The 16,990-nt window shown below is 62.5% G+C and carries 16 protein-coding genes; 9 read left to right on the top strand and 7 right to left on the bottom strand.

Going from position 1 to position 16,990, the window contains the following annotated elements:
- Positions 1-157 precede the first annotated feature (157 nt).
- The gene (locus tag J5278_RS15330) at positions 158-451 is read left to right on the top strand and encodes a hypothetical protein (protein WP_142824164.1); all 294 of its coding nucleotides are present in this window, start codon (positions 158-160) and stop codon (positions 449-451) included.
- A 48-nt stretch (positions 452-499) separates the two neighbouring features.
- Here J5278_RS15330 and pip read toward each other — a convergent pair whose 3' ends face one another.
- Together pip and J5278_RS15320 are read right to left on the bottom strand one after the other, a co-directional pair.
- A complete protein-coding gene (gene pip, locus J5278_RS15325; RefSeq protein ID WP_257623375.1) occupies positions 500-1,522 on the bottom strand; it encodes a prolyl aminopeptidase in 1,023 nt (340 codons plus the stop codon).
- A gap of 15 nt (positions 1,523-1,537) precedes the next feature.
- Positions 1,538-2,146, bottom strand: a complete 609-nt coding sequence (locus tag J5278_RS15320) for a DUF6656 family protein (RefSeq protein WP_209182981.1) — start codon at positions 2,144-2,146, stop codon at positions 1,538-1,540.
- Between the two features lie 614 nt (positions 2,147-2,760).
- Here J5278_RS15320 and J5278_RS15315 point away from each other — a divergent pair.
- The gene (locus J5278_RS15315; protein WP_142824166.1) at positions 2,761-4,005 is read left to right on the top strand and encodes an SRPBCC family protein; all 1,245 of its coding nucleotides are present in this window, start codon (positions 2,761-2,763) and stop codon (positions 4,003-4,005) included.
- Between the two features lie 2 nt (positions 4,006-4,007).
- Entirely contained in the window at positions 4,008-5,093 is a 1,086-nt protein-coding gene (locus J5278_RS15310) for a hybrid-cluster NAD(P)-dependent oxidoreductase (protein ID WP_209206711.1), read from the top strand.
- A gap of 12 nt (positions 5,094-5,105) precedes the next feature.
- Here J5278_RS15310 and J5278_RS15305 read toward each other — a convergent pair whose 3' ends face one another.
- Positions 5,106-6,038: a glycoside hydrolase family 25 protein gene (locus J5278_RS15305; RefSeq protein WP_209182983.1), complete on the bottom strand. Its 933-nt coding sequence runs from the start codon at positions 6,036-6,038 to the stop codon at positions 5,106-5,108.
- A gap of 146 nt (positions 6,039-6,184) precedes the next feature.
- Here J5278_RS15305 and J5278_RS15300 point away from each other — a divergent pair, with 146 nt between their 5' ends.
- Positions 6,185-6,661 carry a BA14K family protein gene (locus tag J5278_RS15300; RefSeq protein ID WP_209182984.1) on the top strand — a complete coding sequence of 159 codons (477 nt, stop codon included), beginning with the start codon at positions 6,185-6,187 and terminating at the stop codon, positions 6,659-6,661.
- A gap of 56 nt (positions 6,662-6,717) precedes the next feature.
- Here the strand turns inward: J5278_RS15300 and J5278_RS15295 are convergent, their stop codons facing one another.
- A complete protein-coding gene (locus J5278_RS15295; protein WP_209182985.1) occupies positions 6,718-7,716 on the bottom strand; it encodes a transporter in 999 nt (332 codons plus the stop codon).
- A gap of 136 nt (positions 7,717-7,852) precedes the next feature.
- Between J5278_RS15295 and J5278_RS15290 the strand changes: the two genes are divergently transcribed.
- The gene (locus tag J5278_RS15290) at positions 7,853-9,628 is read left to right on the top strand and encodes an acyl-CoA dehydrogenase (RefSeq protein WP_209182986.1); all 1,776 of its coding nucleotides are present in this window, start codon (positions 7,853-7,855) and stop codon (positions 9,626-9,628) included.
- A gap of 23 nt (positions 9,629-9,651) precedes the next feature.
- The gene (locus J5278_RS15285) at positions 9,652-10,404 is read left to right on the top strand and encodes a crotonase/enoyl-CoA hydratase family protein (protein ID WP_209182987.1); all 753 of its coding nucleotides are present in this window, start codon (positions 9,652-9,654) and stop codon (positions 10,402-10,404) included.
- 18 nt (positions 10,405-10,422) lie between these two features.
- Here the strand turns inward: J5278_RS15285 and J5278_RS15280 are convergent, their stop codons facing one another.
- Positions 10,423-11,673: a class I SAM-dependent RNA methyltransferase gene (locus J5278_RS15280; protein ID WP_209182988.1), complete on the bottom strand. Its 1,251-nt coding sequence runs from the start codon at positions 11,671-11,673 to the stop codon at positions 10,423-10,425.
- On the bottom strand, positions 11,670-12,425 hold the full coding sequence (locus J5278_RS15275; RefSeq protein ID WP_142824174.1) for a TlyA family RNA methyltransferase: 756 nt from the start codon (positions 12,423-12,425) through the stop codon (positions 11,670-11,672). The genes J5278_RS15280 and J5278_RS15275 overlap by 4 nt, the downstream gene beginning before the upstream one ends.
- 431 nt (positions 12,426-12,856) lie before the next feature.
- On the opposite strand from J5278_RS15275, the gene J5278_RS15270 reads away from it, so the two are divergent.
- Positions 12,857-14,863 carry a methyl-accepting chemotaxis protein gene (locus tag J5278_RS15270; RefSeq protein ID WP_209182989.1) on the top strand — a complete coding sequence of 669 codons (2,007 nt, stop codon included), beginning with the start codon at positions 12,857-12,859 and terminating at the stop codon, positions 14,861-14,863.
- Between the two features lie 56 nt (positions 14,864-14,919).
- Here J5278_RS15270 and J5278_RS15265 read toward each other — a convergent pair whose 3' ends face one another.
- Positions 14,920-15,810, bottom strand: a complete 891-nt coding sequence (locus J5278_RS15265) for an AraC family transcriptional regulator (protein WP_209182990.1) — start codon at positions 15,808-15,810, stop codon at positions 14,920-14,922.
- A gap of 167 nt (positions 15,811-15,977) precedes the next feature.
- Between J5278_RS15265 and J5278_RS15260 the strand changes: the two genes are divergently transcribed.
- Together J5278_RS15260 and J5278_RS15255 are read left to right on the top strand one after the other, a co-directional pair.
- Positions 15,978-16,709 carry an SDR family oxidoreductase gene (locus tag J5278_RS15260; protein ID WP_209182991.1) on the top strand — a complete coding sequence of 244 codons (732 nt, stop codon included), beginning with the start codon at positions 15,978-15,980 and terminating at the stop codon, positions 16,707-16,709.
- Complete coding sequence (locus J5278_RS15255; RefSeq protein WP_209182992.1) at positions 16,709-16,981, top strand: Atu4866 domain-containing protein; 273 nt, start codon at positions 16,709-16,711, stop codon at positions 16,979-16,981. The genes J5278_RS15260 and J5278_RS15255 overlap by 1 nt, the downstream gene beginning before the upstream one ends.
- Positions 16,982-16,990 lie beyond the last annotated feature (9 nt).

Raw genomic sequence — 16,990 nt, 5'->3', positions numbered from 1 at the left:
GAACCGCGACGATCGCTCTAATTCAGGAACCCTCGCCAACCGCCATCAAGCAAATTTGATAAGGCGAAGCCCAATGCCGCCTTGCTGGTCGCAGCAATGATCCCAGCATGGATTTCACCAGATGCTTGATCCACGCTGCCTCAGAGGAACAATCACAATGAACCGGCATACAGGCGATTTCGTCGTAACGGGCAATGCCGTCATCCGTAATGAGATCAGCGGCGTCACCTACGTGAAGCCGGGCGCCAACCTGGTTTCACGCGGCAGGCTATCGGGCGGACTGATCATCGAAGCCGGCGGAAACGCCGTCATTTCCGGCGAGGTGGGTCGCAATCTGCTGAATGAGGGAAATCTGGTTCTCAAAGGCCATGTCGCCGGAAAGCTCATCGGGCAACGGCGCTGTTGTGATGCAATCCGGCGCCACCGTAGCCGGCAACGATCTTCCTCCTGAAAATGTCACCCAAAGTTCATCGGCGTAATCGAGGGCGACAGGCTAGGCTCACCTGCTTGAAGCAAAGGCATCAAGCGCGAGCCGCATTTCCTTTCTCGACATCGGGCCGCCGTGGCCTTCCTGTTCGATAATGAGCAATCTGCTGTTTGGCCAAGCTTGATGCAGCCGCCATGCCGTTACGAGCGGTCCGCTGAAGTCTCGGCGACCGTGGATCAGAACGGCGGGGATATGCTGGATCGAGCCCATCCTTTCAAGAATAGTATCGCCGCCCCGCAGGAAGCCGTCATTGGCCCAGTAATGGGTGACCAGAGTTGCAAAGTTTGCTGCACGTATTTCGTCGAAACGCCGGGGATGCGGTGCCCAGTTCGGATCGAGGGAGACATGCGTGGACTCCCAGTCGTTCCAGCAACGAGCGGCGGCCCTGCGATCGTCCGCGTCCGATGAAGCAAGCCTGCGTGCGTAGGCGTCGACGGGTCGCTCGGTTCCGGTGCGCCCGGAGGCTCGTTCGAACTGATCCCAGGCTTCCGGGAACAGGCACCCGACACCTTCGGTAATCCAGTCGACTTCTGCGCGGCTCGTCGTCGTGACTGCCATGAGAACAAGCTCGGAAACCCGGTCCGGATGCGACTGCGCATAGGCCAGAGCCAAAGTCGAACCCCAGGAGATCCCCGCGACCAGCCAGCGTTCCACTGCAAGATGGTGCCGCACCGCCTCGATGTCTCTTATCAAGGCCTGTGTGGTGTTTCCGGAGAGTTCGTTCAGATCGTCGATCGCCAGCGGTCGGCTACGCCCGCATCCTCTTTGGTCGATACCGATAAGGCAGTATCCTGCGGGATCGAAGAGCTCCCGGTAGCTCCCCGAGCCGAGGCCGCTGCCCGGTCCGCCGTGCAGGTAGAGGGCGCACTTTCCGTCGGGGTTTCCCGATTTCTCCCAGTAAATCTCGGTCTTGTCGTCAACCTTCAGCAGGCCGTGAGCCAGCAGGTTATCTCTCGGGTCGCTCATGAGGTTGTAGTCCGGGGTCTTGAAGAGGCTTTCCGAGTTCGACGCGGCCGGGGCGGCGCGGTCGCTCACCCAATGCACCTACGCTCAAAGCTGGCGGATGATGTCGCGGAGTTGTTCGTTGCGGGCGCCAAGCAGCAAGACGTTGCGGATTGCCGTTTGCGGATCGACGGTGCGAAACAGTACGCCGTTGCCGCGCACGGCGCGGTTGATGCCAAGAGCCTTGTCATCGTTGCTCTGAATCTGCTCGACGGCGACCGCGAAGTACATGCGTGGATGCCGCTGGTCGATCTTGACGAAGCTGGACTCGCTGTCGTCGATCTCGGCGTAGAAATTGGCGATGTAAAAGGCCCAGCTGACATTCTTGTACTCGGCGAACTGCGTTCGTGACGCCGTCACGTGGCAGTAGCCGAGGTGCGGCCTCTCGGCGAGTGTCCGGTGAAAGACTAGTTTTGGAAATTGGATCGCCCTGTGAAAGCCGTTCAGCCGCTCGTGCGTCTTTTCGCCGGCGGCCTGCAGAAGGAGTGCGGTGCGCTCGGCGACGGCATCGTAGCTGAGATAGCGCCGGTCTTTTTCCCGCCTGTCCTTTTCGCGCGTGATGCGGCCGGTCCGCAGGAACTCGCTGTGGATGGCAGCCGGGGCTGGCGGCTGGACTGCGGCTTCTGCCTTGGCATCGAAATATCTGAGCTTGGCCATGCTGCGCGCTCGCGGTTCAAAATCGTACCTACAGGCTACGCTGTCATCGTTAAGAACGCATGAAATCGCCTTTGCTACGATGCTCCACCCGCTATCTCAGGCTAAAACGTATTTGCGGCGTGCCAAGCGCATTTATGTCGCAAACAGGCATTTGCTACCAGGTCGGTTTGAATGCGGAAGCGGCGCGTCTCCGTCCTCTATTCTCCGTCGGTCGTAAACGCTTGTTCTGCAATGCATGCAGTCCCCACCGATGCGTATCTCGGGCGGCTTTTCCGCTGTCGTCAATTTCCGTGCTTATGTCGCATAGAAGCCACGTCGTAATCGGGCGCGATGTTTATATGGGGAAAGGTCGCAGGAGACCGTCCGCAAGAAGCGTTTTGCTGGCAGCGCGGTCGAAAACGGCAAGAGGTCGGGGTCGGTAAAACGCCTCTGGTCGCAAGTCCGGAAAGGCGGCATGATGTCTCGTCAGGCGAATCTCGTGCTGGCGCGGTGTTTGAGGCAATGCGTTTTGAAATGGGCCGCAGTCGGCGGTCGAAAGGTCACAGGGCAGGCCGATCTCGGCTCGCTCCTATCATTTTATCCCGCTGGTCGGCGATAGGCACGAGGACATCAGGATGGATATTCGCAACACGATGCTGCGGCAGCTGAAGAACCGCCGCGAGGGATTCAGCCTCGAGCAGCCCTTCTATATCGATCAGGATTATTTCAAGATCGATATGGAGATGATCTATTATCGCGACTGGCTGTTCATGGGTCATGATTGCGAGGTGCCGCGTGCCGGCAACTACATCACCGCCCAGGTCGGCGAATATCCTATCGTCATCGTCCGTGGCCGCGACAAGGTCATCCGCGCTTTCCACAACAGCTGCCGCCATCGCGGCTCGCGCGTCTGCTCATCGGATCGCGGCTCTGCAGCCAAGCTCGTCTGTCCCTACCATCAGTGGACCTATGACCTCGACGGTTCGCTGCAGTTCGCCCGCCAGATGGCCGACAGCTTCGACAAGAGCCAGTACGGCCTGAAGCCGATCCATTGCGAAAGCGTGGCCGGCTATATCTTCATCTCGCTGGCGCAAACAGCACCTGATTTCCAGCCCGTTCGCGACAGCATCGCCCCCTACATGATGCCGCACCGCCTGAGCGAATCCAAGATCGCCTTCCAGAGCACCATCATCGAGAAGGGCAACTGGAAGCTGGTCTGGGAAAACAACCGCGAGTGCTACCACTGCGCCGCCAACCACCCCGAGCTTTGCCGCACCTATCCGGAAGCTCCGACGGCAACCGGCGTTCAGGGCGCCGGCGACGATCCGGTCATCGCTGCCCACTGGGCGCATTGCGAGGCCGGCGGCCTGCCGAGCGAGTTCAAGATGGACCCGACCGGCCAGTTCCGTGTTGCCCGCATGCCGCTGATCGAGGGTGCCGAGAGCTACACCATGTCCGGCCAGCGCGCCGTCAAGAAGCCGCTTTCGGACGACGTCACCATGAGCAACATCGGCACGATGCTGCTGTTCCACTATCCGTCCACCTGGAACCACATGCTGGTGGACCATGCGATCTCCTTCCGCGTGCTGCCGCTCAACGCCGAGGAAACCGCCGTCACAACCAAGTGGCTGGTCCACAAGGATGCGGTCGAGGGCGTCGACTACAATCTCGAGGAACTGACCCACGTCTGGACCGAGACCAACGACCAGGACCGCCGCATCGTCGAGGAAAATGCTTTCGGCATTCACTCCCCTGCCTACGAGCCCGGTCCTTATTCGGAGCTGCACGAGGGCGGCGTGGCGCAGTTCGTCGAATGGTATGCTGATTTCATGACCAGCCGTCTGCAGGGCGAGCAAGCCAAGCTTTCGGTCGTGGCCTGAGCATGAGCGTAGCGGGAACAGCGCGTCACCTTCACCTCGACCAGATGCAGCCCTGGAGCGACAGGCAGCACCTGCTCGAATGCCTGTCTGTGACGCCGGAGGCGCCCGATGTGATGACCTTCACGTTCCGCTCCGACAAGGACAACTGGTTTCGCTATCTGCCGGGCCAGTTTGTCACGCTGGAACTGCCGGTCGGGCCGGAGCCGCTGATGCGGACCTATACACTGTCGTCCACCCCGACGCGGCCTTTCTCGGTCGCCGTCACTGTCAAGGCGCAGAAGGACAGCATCGGCACGCGCTGGATGTTCGACAACCTGAAGCCTGGCATGCGTATCCGCGCCTTCGGGCCGCTCGGCGATTTCACCCATATCCGCCATCCCGGCGAGAAGTACCTGTTCATCTCGGCCGGTTCCGGGATCACGCCGATGATGTCGATGACGCGCTACATGAGCGATGTCGCACCGCTTTCCGATATCTCTTTCATCAATTGTGCCCGTGGCCCATCGGAAATCGTCTTCCGCTCCGAGCTTGAATATCTCGCCCGCTTCATGCCCAACCTCAATCTCGGCTTCATCGTCGAGGAGCGCGGCCAGATGGAGCTGTGGTCCGGCCTGCGCGGCCGCATCGACAAGGCGAAGATCGCGCTGCTGGCCCATGATTTTCTCGACCGCACTGTGTTCTGCTGCGGCCCCGACATGTTCATGAATTTCGTCAGCTCCAGCCTCGAGGCTGCCGGCTTCGACATGAGCCGCTACCATCAGGAAAGCTTTCGCCCGGCCTCTGCCGACCTTGTGCCTGAACCCGCCGTCGGCCCGGAGGGCGAGGTCGCCACCTCGATCCGTTTCACCATGGCCGGCAAGGACGTTGTCTGCGCGCCCGGCCAGACCATCCTGCAAGCCGCCCGTGGTGCCGGCATCCGCATCGGCGCCGCCTGCGAATCCGGCCTCTGCGGCACCTGCAAGGTGATGAAGCTTTCCGGCGATGTCGAGATGAACCACAATGGCGGCATCCTCGACGACGAGATCGACGAGGGCTACATCCTCGCCTGCTGCTCGCGCCCGAAGACGGACGTCCAGATCGAAGCGTAAGCGCAGGGCTCGTCAGAAATCCTGGTAGTTGAGAGCCGTGACCTGTACTTTTGCTGCCGGGCCGGGTGCCGATGCCAGCATCGACGGCGTATCGATGCGTGGGGGCACGAGATCGCCCTGCGGCCATATCCTTGCCAGCTGGGTCTTCGTCATCGATGCCATGTTCACATCGATATCCGGCAAGGTTCCGGCCACGCGGTAGGGGCAGCGGCGCGACGAGCAATTGTCGGCGGAGGAGAACTGCCACATCGCATAGTCCGTCCAGTTGCCGAGCGGAAACGTGCCTTCGACGTCGGGCTTGTAGCGCGCATACCAGAGCGGCAGGCGCGACAGGATCTGGTAGTCGCTGCGGTGGTCGGCGATGAATCTTGCGACCACATCGTTGGCATAGAGGATCGGGTAGCGGCCGGTGCGCTCCTTGATATGGATCGCGAAGATCTGGGCGTCGGCCGGCGACATGAACTGTTGCGGATCTAGCCCGTCGATGTCGAGCACCATAAGCTCGTCCGCCTTAGGGTCGGCGTAATCGAGGAAATGGTTTGCCTGGTCGATGGGATTGCCGGGACGGCCGAGGTGGTAGGCGCCCCACAACATGCCGTTCGATTTGGCGATGAGCCGCCGGGTGCGAAAGAGCTCGCGGCTGACGGCATATTTGCGCCACATCGTCTTGCAGTGACCGACCGTATCGCCGGAATGGTCGCTCGTTTTGCAGGCGTAATCTTCCGGCAGACCGTCGGAGGCCTTCGAGACGAAGCCGCTGATGCGCGTATCCTGCAGCAGCGCATCCCAGTCGATGCTGTTCAGCTCGTAGGCGTCGATGATGAGCGCGTGTTCGGGATCGTTCCAGGGCTGGCGTTCGCCGGCCACCGCCAGCCTGTTTTGCGCCGGCAGCGCCAGGATCAGAAGAGAACCGATAATCAGGGTGAGAACTGTTCGCTTTCCCATGGTCTGTCGAGGGTAGGCGCATATGGTTAATGCGCCGTTAAGGGTTGCATGCTGCCCCGGCTGCGGGTGTGTCGGTGGGCTGAATTTGGAACTTTCCGCCCACAAGTTCGTTTTATCGACACCAGATTTACGGATTGGAGACGAAAATGTTAAAGATACGTACCAGAGCCGTCACGCTCGCTCTTGCAGCAGCAGTTGCTGTTACGAGTTTTACCCCGTCCTTCGCGCTGCCGATGCCATCCGTTTCGGCAGCCCCGCCAGCGGTCTCCGGCGCGGCGTCTTCTGATGTCCAACAGGTGCAGTACTGGCGCCATCGGGGCGGCGGCTATTATAGAGGCGGCTACGGTCGCGGTTACTACGGCGGCTATCGCGGATACCATGGATACCGCCACGGCTACCGTTACCACGATGGCTATTGGTTCCCTCTGGCAGCCTTCGGCGCCGGTGCGCTGATCGGCGGCGCTATCGCCAGCGAGCCACGCACCTACGCGCGCCCCGCAGCTGGCATCAATCCACGCCATTACGAGTGGTGCGCAAACCGCTATCGCTCGTATCGTGGTTACGACAACACCTTCCAGCCGAACCACGGCCCGCGCCAGCAGTGCCTGTCGCCCTTTTATTGATAACCAGGTGATCAGACTGCAAAGTGCCCGGTTAACAGCCGGGCATTTTTTATGCGCTACAGAATGCGCACCCGCCGCAGCAGCCACCAGGCGAGCAGGATGGACGCGCCGATGATCGCGACCGCATAGGCAGTCCCGTGCTCGCTGCCGGCAAAGGGCAGGGCGGTTGTGTTCATGCCGAAAAAGCCGGTTACCAGCGTTGGCGGCAAGAGGAAAGCCGTCATCAGCGACAGGATATAGAGATGCCGGTTCGTCTCGGAGGAAAGCTTGGAGTCGATTTCCTCGTGCAACAGCCGCGCTCGCTCCTGTAGGGCATAAACATCGTGGTCGACCGTCTCCAGCCGCGTCGTCAGCCGCCCCGCCACGTCGTCGAAACCATCGGGCATCTCGTCGTCGTCGGAAGCCGCTGCCCGGCGCATGAGAGACAGGATGGTGCGCAGGTGTCGATGGACGCGGACGATGGTGCGCCGTACCGGAGCCAGCCGCCGCCGCTCGTCGCGAAAAGTGGCATCGTAGACCACGTCCTCGATCTGGTTCATTTCCTCCGTGGTCTCGATGACCAGCGCGATCAGCGTCCGCTGGAACTCGACGACCAGCGCCTCGAAGATATCCAGCGGCCGATGAAAGCGCGCCGGGTTCTTTTCGATGGTGGCGCGCACCCGCTCGACGCTGCGCAAGGGCTGCAGGCGCGTGGTGATGATGAAGCGCTCGGAGATGGCAAAGTGCAGCCAGCCGATGTCGCGCGTATCCTGGTCGAAATCGAGCTGGAAATCCACCAGCGTGCCGAAGATCACCTTTTCGTCGACGGTGATGGTGGCATGCGTATCATGCGTCGTCAGGGCTTGGCGCATATCGTCGGTAAGGCCCGGGAAGTCTTCCAGGAAAGCAGCGACACGGGCATCGACGAGATTGAGATGCAGCCAGACGAAGCCCTCCAGCGACATCAGGGCAGAGCGTTCGATGGTATCGGGGAGGCGCTCGGATCGACCTCTATCGGGCGAAAGATGGTGTGCCCAGACAAAGCCCGGAATGGTCGGATTGAATATTGTCGTCATGCTGCATCGCCGTTTAAGGTAAACATGTGCATAGGCCCTGCTTGTGACAGCTTCTTAGCAGCTGCGCGACCCACCTGCAGGAAAAAACGCCGGCCGGAGGTGGTCGGCAGCATCGGCATGATCGGGAGGAGACCGAATGTACAAGGCGCCTGTCGCGGAAATCGCGTTCACGCTTCGCCACGTGGCGGGGCTGGACCAGGCCATCGAGATTGGCTCGCTCGGTGATCTCACTGTCGATGTCGCCGACGCCATCCTTGAGGAGGCAGCCCGCTTCACCGACAACGAAATCGTACCGTTGGCAGCCATAGGCGACACCGAGGGCGCGCGACTGGTCGACGGCGCTGTCGTCCTCCCCGAACGCTGGCCGAAACTCTATCGCGACTGGTCGGCCGGCGGCTGGAACGGCCTGACGGCATCGCCGGAATTCGGCGGTCAGGGTCTGCCGCAAATGCTGAATGTCGCCACGCTGGAAATGTGGAACGGCGCATCGATGGCCTTCGGCCTGGCGCCGACGCTGACGATGGGCGCCATCGAGGCCCTGTCGGCCCATGGCAGTCCGGCGTTGAAGGATCGTTATCTCGCCCGCATGATCTCCGGCGAATGGACCGGCACCATGAACCTGACGGAGCCGCACGCCGGCTCCGACGTCGGGGCGCTGACCAGCCGTGCAGAACGCCACGAGGACGGCAGCTACCGCATTTTCGGCCAGAAGATCTACATCACCTGGGGCGATCACGACGCAGCCGACAACATCATCCATCTGGTACTCGGCCGGTTGCCCGATGCTCCCCCGGGCACGCGGGGCATATCGCTGTTCCTGGTGCCGAAGTTCCTCGTCGAGGCGGACGGGTCGCTCGGTGCCCGCAACGATCTCTTCTGCCACTCGCTCGAGCACAAGCTCGGCATCCATGGCTCACCGACCTGTACCATGATCTACGGCGATGGCAGGTTCGGCGAGACACCGGGCGCCATCGGCTGGCTGGTCGGCGAGGAAAACCGCGGCCTCGCCTGCATGTTCACGATGATGAACAACGCGCGGCTCGCCGTCGCCATGCAGGGCGTCGGTGTCTGCGAAGCCGCCACCCAAAAGGCCCTTGCTTATGCCCGCGAGCGCCGGCAAGGGCGGGCAGCGGGACATAAGGGTGGATCGATGAGCCCGATCGTCGAGCACCCCGATGTCGCCCGCATGCTGCTGACGATGAAGGCGCTGACAACAGGCGCACGCGCCATCACCTATGCCTGCGCCCACGCGATCGATCTTTCCCATGCAGGCATCGACACAAACCATTGGCAATCCCGTGCCGCGCTGCTCACCCCCATCGCCAAGGCCTTTGCCACCGATTGCGGCGTCGACGTCGCCTCGCTCGGCATCCAGGTGCATGGCGGCATGGGCTATATCGAGGAGACCGGTGCCGCGAGGCTTTGGCGCGACGCCCGAATTGCGCCGATCTATGAGGGCACCAACGGCATTCAGGCGATCGACCTCGTCACCCGCAAGCTGCCGCTGGACGGAGGCCATGCTGTGCGAGGGCTGATCGGCGAGTTGCAGGCGATTTGCGAGAGTGTCGCGGCGGCTGGATTGCCGGCCTTCGGGGCGACGGCGGACAGGTTGCGGATGGCGATGGCGGACCTCGATGCTGCAACGGATTGGCTGCTGGCAGCGCATGCCGGAGACCGTGTCGAGGAGGCGCTTGCCGGCGCGACACCCTATCTGCGGCTGTTCGGGCTGGTGCTGTCAGGCTGCTACCTCGCCAAGGGAGGCCTCGCGGTGACCGACGACGGGGAGGTCGGGGGACGCATCGCACTTTGCCGCTTTGCCGCAGAAAACCTGCTCCCTGAAACCGCAGCGCTGAAAGACCAGGTAATGCGCGGTGCTGACAGCCTCATTGCCGCGCGCGCCCTGCTGACATGACCTGCTGACATGAGGAGCCATTCATGACCGACCATATCCTGATCGAAACTCCGGAGGCCATGCCTCATGTCCGGGTGATCCGCTTCAACCGGCCGGAAAAGAAGAACGCCATCACCCGCGCCATGTATGCCGCAATGACCAAGGCCCTGCAGGCGGCGAGCGCGGAGGCAAGCGTTCGCGTCGTCGTCTTCCTCGGCCAACCCGGCTGCTTTTCGGCCGGCAACGACATGTCCGACTTCCTGGCCTTTGCCATGGGCGGAGCGATGGGTACGGAGGTGCTGGATTTCCTCAATGCGCTCGCCGGTTTCGACAAGCCGCTGGTCTCGGGCGTCGACGGCATGGCCATCGGCATTGGCACGACCATCCATATGCATTGCGACCTGACGCTGGCATCCGGCCGCAGCACATTCCGCACGCCCTTCGTCGATCTGGCGCTGGTGCCGGAGGCAGCCTCCAGCCTCATCGCGCCACGGCTGATGGGCTACCAGCACGCCTTCGCGCTGCTGGCCGCCGGAGAACCGCTGACGGCGGAGGAAGCCCGGCGCGACGGGCTGATCTGGAAGGTGACCACCGAGGAAGCTCTCGAGGAGGAGACGCTGGCGGTCGCCGCAAAATTGGCCGCCAAGCCGCCGGGCGCCCTGAAAATCGCCCGCGACCTGCTGCGCGGCCATCAGCAGGATATCAAGGCGCGGATCGCCGAGGAGGCCGGGCATTTCGAAGCGCAACTGCGCACCGCAGAAGCCCGCGCCGCGTTCGAAGGCTTCTTCAAACGCTGAATTCGGAAGAGGCCTCGCTTACTTCTCGAGCGAGACCACCACTTCGACGTGGGATGTCCAGAGGAACTGATCGATCGGCGTGACCTTGGTGATGCGATAGCCGGCCTCGACTAGGATGGCGAGGTCGCGCGCCAGGGTCAGCGGATTGCAGGAGACCGCGACGATCTTCTTGACCGCCGAACGCGCCAGTTCCTTGACCTGCGCTTCGGCGCCCGCGCGTGGCGGATCGAAGACGACGGCGTCGATATACTTGAACTCCGCCGTCATCAGCGGCCGGCGGAACAGGTCGCGCCGCTCCGTGCTGACCGGCTTCAGGCCCTGCGTCGTGCGAGCGGCAAGATCGAGAGCCGCCAGCGCCTTGCCGTCGGATTCGGCGGCATGGACGCGGCCGAGACGGGCAAGCCGCAGCGCGAAGGTGCCGGAGCCGGCGAACAGATCGACGATGCGCTTGGCCTTGCCGATATGGGCGACAACCAGATCGGCCATCACGTCTTCGGCTTGCTTGGTCGCCTGGGTAAAGGCACCGGGCGGTGGCGAGACCTGCACGCCGCTGAAATCGATCATCGGCTTGGTCTTCTCGAGGATGATTTCGTCGTTCAGCGAAATGCGGGCGATGCCGCGCAGCGACAGTATGGTTTCGATGGCGGCGCGACGCTGCTCGTCCGAGAGCGCCTTGATGCCGTCGACGGCGATGTCGAGGCCGGCCAGCGTTTCCAGCACGCTGATGCGGAAAGCTTCTGCATTGATCGACAACGCCTTTGCCACCATGCGGATCGCCGGCAGCTTGCCGACGATATCCGGTGACGAGATCGGACATTCCTCGATGGCGACGATGTGATGGCTGTCGGTCTGGTTGAAGCCGATCAGCACGTCCTTCTCGGTGCGGCGTGCGGCAAACACCACGCGCCGGCGCTGGCCCGGATGGGCCGCCACGAGGTCGTCGACGTCAGGCGTCAGGCCCTTCGACTTAAGCGCGTCGATCACCAGCTGCCGCTTGAATGCCCGATATGGTACATCGGCGTAATGCTGCAGCGTGCAGCCGCCGCAGGTGCCGTTGATGCCATCGGGACCGAAGTGCCGGCACGGCGGCTCCTGCCGGTCGGGCGATGCCTTGAGGACGGACATCAATGTGCCCTTGTCCTTGATCCGGGCAATCGCGACGCTCTCGCCGGGCAGGGTGAAGGGCACGAAGATCGGGCCGTTGGCATCATGGGCGATACCATCGCCCTGGCCGCCAAGCTTGTTGATGGTAACTGTTTCGGCGCTCATGGCTTGCGTCCCGCCAATAGGAATTCATGGTTTCCGTCGCCGCCGGCAATCGGCGAGGGGATAAGGCCAAGCGTTTCCCAGCCCATTTCGTCGACCAGCCAGCGCTCGAGGTCGGCAGCCACGTCGGGCGCCGTTTCCGGTAGTTTCAACAGGCCGGCCTTGCTGACGGCTTCGCGGCCGGCCTCGAACTGCGGCTTGACCAGCAGCACGCAGAAGGCGCCGGCTTCGGCAAGCTCGAGGGCCGGCACCAGCGCCAGCTTCAGCGAGATGAACGACACATCGGAGACGATGAAGGTGATGGCGCGGTTGTCGATATCGTCCGATGTCAGGTAGCGGGCGTTGAGGCCCTCGATGCTGGTGACACGCTCGTCGCCGGCGACGCGCGGATGGATCTGGCCATGGCCGACATCGATGGAGGTGACATGTGCGGCGCCGCGCTGCAGCAGTACTTCGGTAAAGCCGCCGGCGGATGCGCCGACGTCCAGACAGTCGTGACCGGCCGGATCGAGCTTGAAATGGTCGAGCGCCGCGACCAGCTTCAGCGCCGCGCGCGAAACGTAGTCCTGTGCGGGATCGTCGATTTCGAGCACGACATCGTCGGCAAAGGTCATGCTTGCCTTGGTGATGACCTTGCCGTCGACCTTGACGGTGCCACGCTGGATGGCGTCACGGGCGCGGGATCGGCTAGCCACGAGGCCTCGCGACAGGACAAGCTGATCGAGGCGGTACTGGGGAGGAAATTGTTCTGACATGGCCTGTCCATGACCGCCAATGCCATCAGTTGCAAGCTTTTTATATGTCTCAAGCCGATCTCCGCCTGTTTCCAACGCCTGCCGGCCCGGAATCCGCCTGCGTCATCAGCTGCCCGCCAACGAAACAGGCACTGGCATCACGAAGTCCCGGCGACGACCTCCCCGATGACCGCGACGGTCTTAATGTCTGCCGGAATGCTTGGGGATCGTGCTTCGGTGCGCAACCATCGCGCTATCGAAGTTAAACGATTGGAAAGCTATGAGCGCTAACGTTGCGGCCATTGCGATGGCCCCTCGAGGGCCAAGCCCGCCATGATGGCATCTGCCAGGTCGCGCCTATCCGATCATGTTTCATCAATTTGACCTCTCGCTGCGTTCCATGGCGCCGCGAGGGATGTTCTCTGAGGACAGCGCTCAGGAGGCGCTTGGCGATGTCTGCTAAAAATCTCTCTCTGAATGGCAAGCTGGCGATTACGTTCGTCGCGCTCATTCTGCTTTTCGTTTCCGTCTCGGCCTTCGTCTATTCGAAGGCCCGCATATCGGCCGCAGCCGCCATCGAACAGGCGCAGTCACAGAAATTCGTCAACCTCGTCGACGACTCCCTGCAGGCCATGCTGGAGCAGGCGGTCAATCTGCGCGGCTTCCTTCTTTTCCGCAGCAACAGCACCTATGGCGATCTCTTCGCCAACCGCGAGCGGATGCTGAAAAGCATCACGGCAGCCAAGGATGCCGCCGGCGGCCATGCCGATATGCAGCAGGCCCTCGATACCATGCAGAAGACGGCCGATCTCTATTTCCATCAGCTGGCCGAGCCCCAGGCGAAGGCCCGCAAGGAAACCGAGATGCCGGTCGACCAGATCGTCAAGATCGGTGTCAATGAAGCCAAGGGCCAGCTGGACGGCTTCCGCGATGCCGCAGCCAAGGTCAAGCAGATCGCCCGCAGCCAGGCCGATGTGCTGGCCGCGACGCAGGCCAAAGCCAACAGCGACCTGAGCTGGACGCTCATCCTCGGCGGTATCGTTGCTTCGCTCGCTGCCGCCATCCTCGCCTTTCTCCTGTCGCGCACCATCGTCAAGCCCATCGTCGGCATGACAGCGGCCATGGGTCGGCTGGCCGGCGGCGACAACAACGTCGAGGTCCCTGGCTCCGGACGCGGCGACGAGGTTGGCCGGATGGCTGAAGCCGTGCTGGTGTTCAAGGATGCCGCAATCGAGAAGTTGCGCCTTTCCGGCGAAACCGAGCGGATGCGCAGCGACGCCGAGCGACGCCGCCACATGGACGACGACCAGAAGGCCCGCGAAGAAGCAGAACTGCGTTTCGCCATGGACGCGCTGGCCGCCGGCCTGTCGACATTGGCAAGCGGCGATGTCGCTGCACGCCTCGAGCAGGTCTTCGCCCCGCAATTCGACAGCGTCCGCATCGATTTCAACAACGCCGCTGAAAAGCTCGACGTGACGCTGCAGTCCGTCGGCGACAATGCCTCCGCCATCAGTGCCGGTGCCGACGAGATCCGCACCGCCGCCGACGACCTTGCACGCCGTACCGAACAGCAGGCAGCATCGGTGGAGGAAACGGCCGCAGCCCTCGAGCAGGTGGTAACGACCGTGCGCGACTCCGCCAAGCGCGCCGAAGACGTCGGCCATCTCGTCGAGCGTGCCCGTCTTGGCGCCGAGCGCTCCGGCGACGTCGTCCGCAAGGCGGTATCGGCGATGCACGAAATCGAAAAATCATCGGGCGAAATCAGCAACATCATCAGCGTCATCGATGACATCGCCTTCCAGACCAACCTTCTCGCTCTCAACGCCGGTGTCGAGGCTGCGCGTGCCGGCGAGGCTGGCAAGGGCTTTGCCGTCGTCGCCCAGGAAGTCCGCGAACTCGCCCAGCGCTCGGCAAAAGCTGCCAAGGAGATCAAGGCGCTGATCAACACGTCGGGCACGCAGGTCAACGCCGGCGTGGCGCTGGTCGGTGAAACCGGCAAGGCGCTGGAAGCGATCGTTTCCGAAGTCCGCGAGATCAACCAGAACATCGCCGCCATCGTCATCTCGACCCGCGAGCAATCGACCGGCCTCCAGGAGATCAACCTCGCCGTCAACGCCATGGACCAGGGCACCCAGCAGAATGCCGCCATGGTCGAGGAACAGACGGCAGCAAGCCATTCGCTCGCAAGCGAAGCCAGCGCTCTCGACGACCTGCTCCGTCAGTTCAAGCTGAGCAAGGGCCGCCAGGCACAGACATCGAAGCCCGCCGCCTTCTCCCCGAAGCCTGCAATTGCACCGAGGCCCGCTGCGTCCTCATCGAGGATTACCGCCGCCACGGACCGTACCCGCGCGGTAGCCTCACCGGCCCGCGCCCTCGGCCAGACCCTCGCCAAAGCCTTCAGCGGCGGCAAGCAGTCCCCCGCCAGCGCCCCGGCCCAGGAAAACTGGGAAGAATTCTGAGAGCCGGCTTATAACACTGAGTTCAACGAAAGGGCGGTGCAGCAGCATCGCCCTTTCTAGTTTGGCGCGGCGGGTGTGGCGGTGCCACGCATCCGTGCCACGTCGCGCCGGGGCGTCTCCCGGTGGGTGCGGCGATAATCGCGGCTGAATTGCGAAGGGCTGTCGTAGCCCACCCGAAAGCCAGCTTCGGCCGCAGTCAGCCCCTCGATCATCATCAGCCGCCGTGCCTCCTGAAGACGGATCTGCGTCCGGAATTGCAGCGGGCTCATCTCCGTCGTCGTTCGAAAATGCTCGTAGAAGGACGACGGGCTCATGCCGGCGATATTGGCGAGATCCTGGATTGCAAACGGCGCTTGAAAGTTCCGGCAGATATAGTCGATGGCGCGGCCGATCTGGTTGAGGCGGCTTTCGCCATTGGCAATCTGCCGCAGCATGGCGCCCTGCGGCCCGCCCAGCAGGCGATAGAGGACTTCCCGTTCGACGAGCGGTGCCAGCGCCGCCGCTTCCTCCGGTTCGTCCAGAAGCATCAGCATCCGCGCAACAGCATCGATGAGCTTCGGCGTCGTGGCGCTGAGGCTGGCCGCCGGGGTATTGTCGACACGCGCGGGTGTCATCGACACCATCTCGGCGAGAATGCTGGCGTCGAACTCGAGCTTGAAGCAGAGATACGGTTCGCAGGCGCTTGCCTCGATCACGGCGCCGATGACGGGCAGGTCGATGCCAACGACCAGATAATGAGCCGCGTCGTAGACAAGACTGGTCTCGCCGATCACGGCCCGCTTGCGACCTTGGGCAACGATGCAGCAGGAGGGCCTATAGAGTGTGTGGACGGGCTCCGTTTCGGCCGAACAGCGGATCAGCCCTACGCGGGGGATGGCGGTATCGTAGCTGCCGTCTTCCGGTGCGTGGCGGTCGATTAATCCTGCGAGTTCGGCAATTCTTTCCATCGCCGTACTCTGTCCCGGGGAAAGCTTGTTGCCAAGACCACGAGGACGCTTTCGGAGGATCGTGCAAGAAATTCGGAAAAGCTGTCTACCGCCATCTTGGTCTTGAAGTCAGTTTGTCGCCACCAAAGACGGCAATTCCGTCGTCTCTTGGCTGGAAGGACATCGCAATGACAGGCATCAGGGACAAGGTGGTTCTGATCACCGGCGCAAGCAGCGGCATCGGCGCAGCCGTGGCCATCGAACTCGCCGCAGCAGGCGCTCGCGTCGTCATCGGGGCAAGACGCAAGGACCGGCTCGACGCGCTGAAGGCAGAGATCGAAGCCAGCGGCGGAACGGTGCTTTCGCAGGCTCTCGATGTCACCAGCCGCAGGGACATGGACGCCTTCGTTGCAGCCGCCATGGAGGCATTCGGTCGTATCGACGTGCTCGTCAACAATGCCGGGATCATGCCGCTGTCGCCGATGGCGTTGCTCAAGGTCGAGGAATGGGACCGCATGATCGATGTCAACATCAGGGGCGTTCTCTATGGCATCGCTGCCGTGCTGCCGATCATGAACCGGCAGGAGGCCGGGCAGATCATCAACGTCTCGTCGATTGGTGGGCTCGCGGTGTCTCCGACAGCCGCCGTCTATTGCGCCACTAAATATGCTGTCAGGGCCATTTCCGACGGCCTGCGGCAGGAAAATACCAAGCTGCGCGTCACCTGCGTCTATCCGGGCGTTGTCGAGTCGGAACTGGCGGATGCGATAACCGACCCAGCCACGGCCGAAGCCATGGTCGCCTATCGCAGCATTGCGTTGAAGCCCGAAGCCATCGCCCGGGCTATCCATCATGTCATCGCCCAGCCCGGGGATGTCGATACGAGCGAGATCGTCGTCCGCCCTACGGCTGCCGCATGATGACAGATCCATCACGCAACGATGAGGTCCGGACAATGCCCCATCCCTATGTCGGCTTGTGGATGACTGCCGATGGCGTCATCCGACACCGTCTTCTCCCGGACAACCGCTACGATGAAGCCCGTGGACGGCACGAAAGCGCCTATCGTGGCCGCTACAAAGTAAGCGGCACCCACATCGAATACTGGGACGATACCGGCTTTACGGCCGATGGCGATTTCATCGACGGCGTGTTGCACCACGCCGGGATGGTTCTTTATCGCGCCGGCTGACCCGGCACA

It is taken from the genome of Rhizobium sp. B21/90, assembly GCF_019355815.1.
Taxonomy (GTDB): Bacteria; Pseudomonadota; Alphaproteobacteria; order Rhizobiales; family Rhizobiaceae; genus Rhizobium; species Rhizobium rhododendri.
This window is presented reverse-complemented; position numbering and strand designations above follow the sequence as displayed.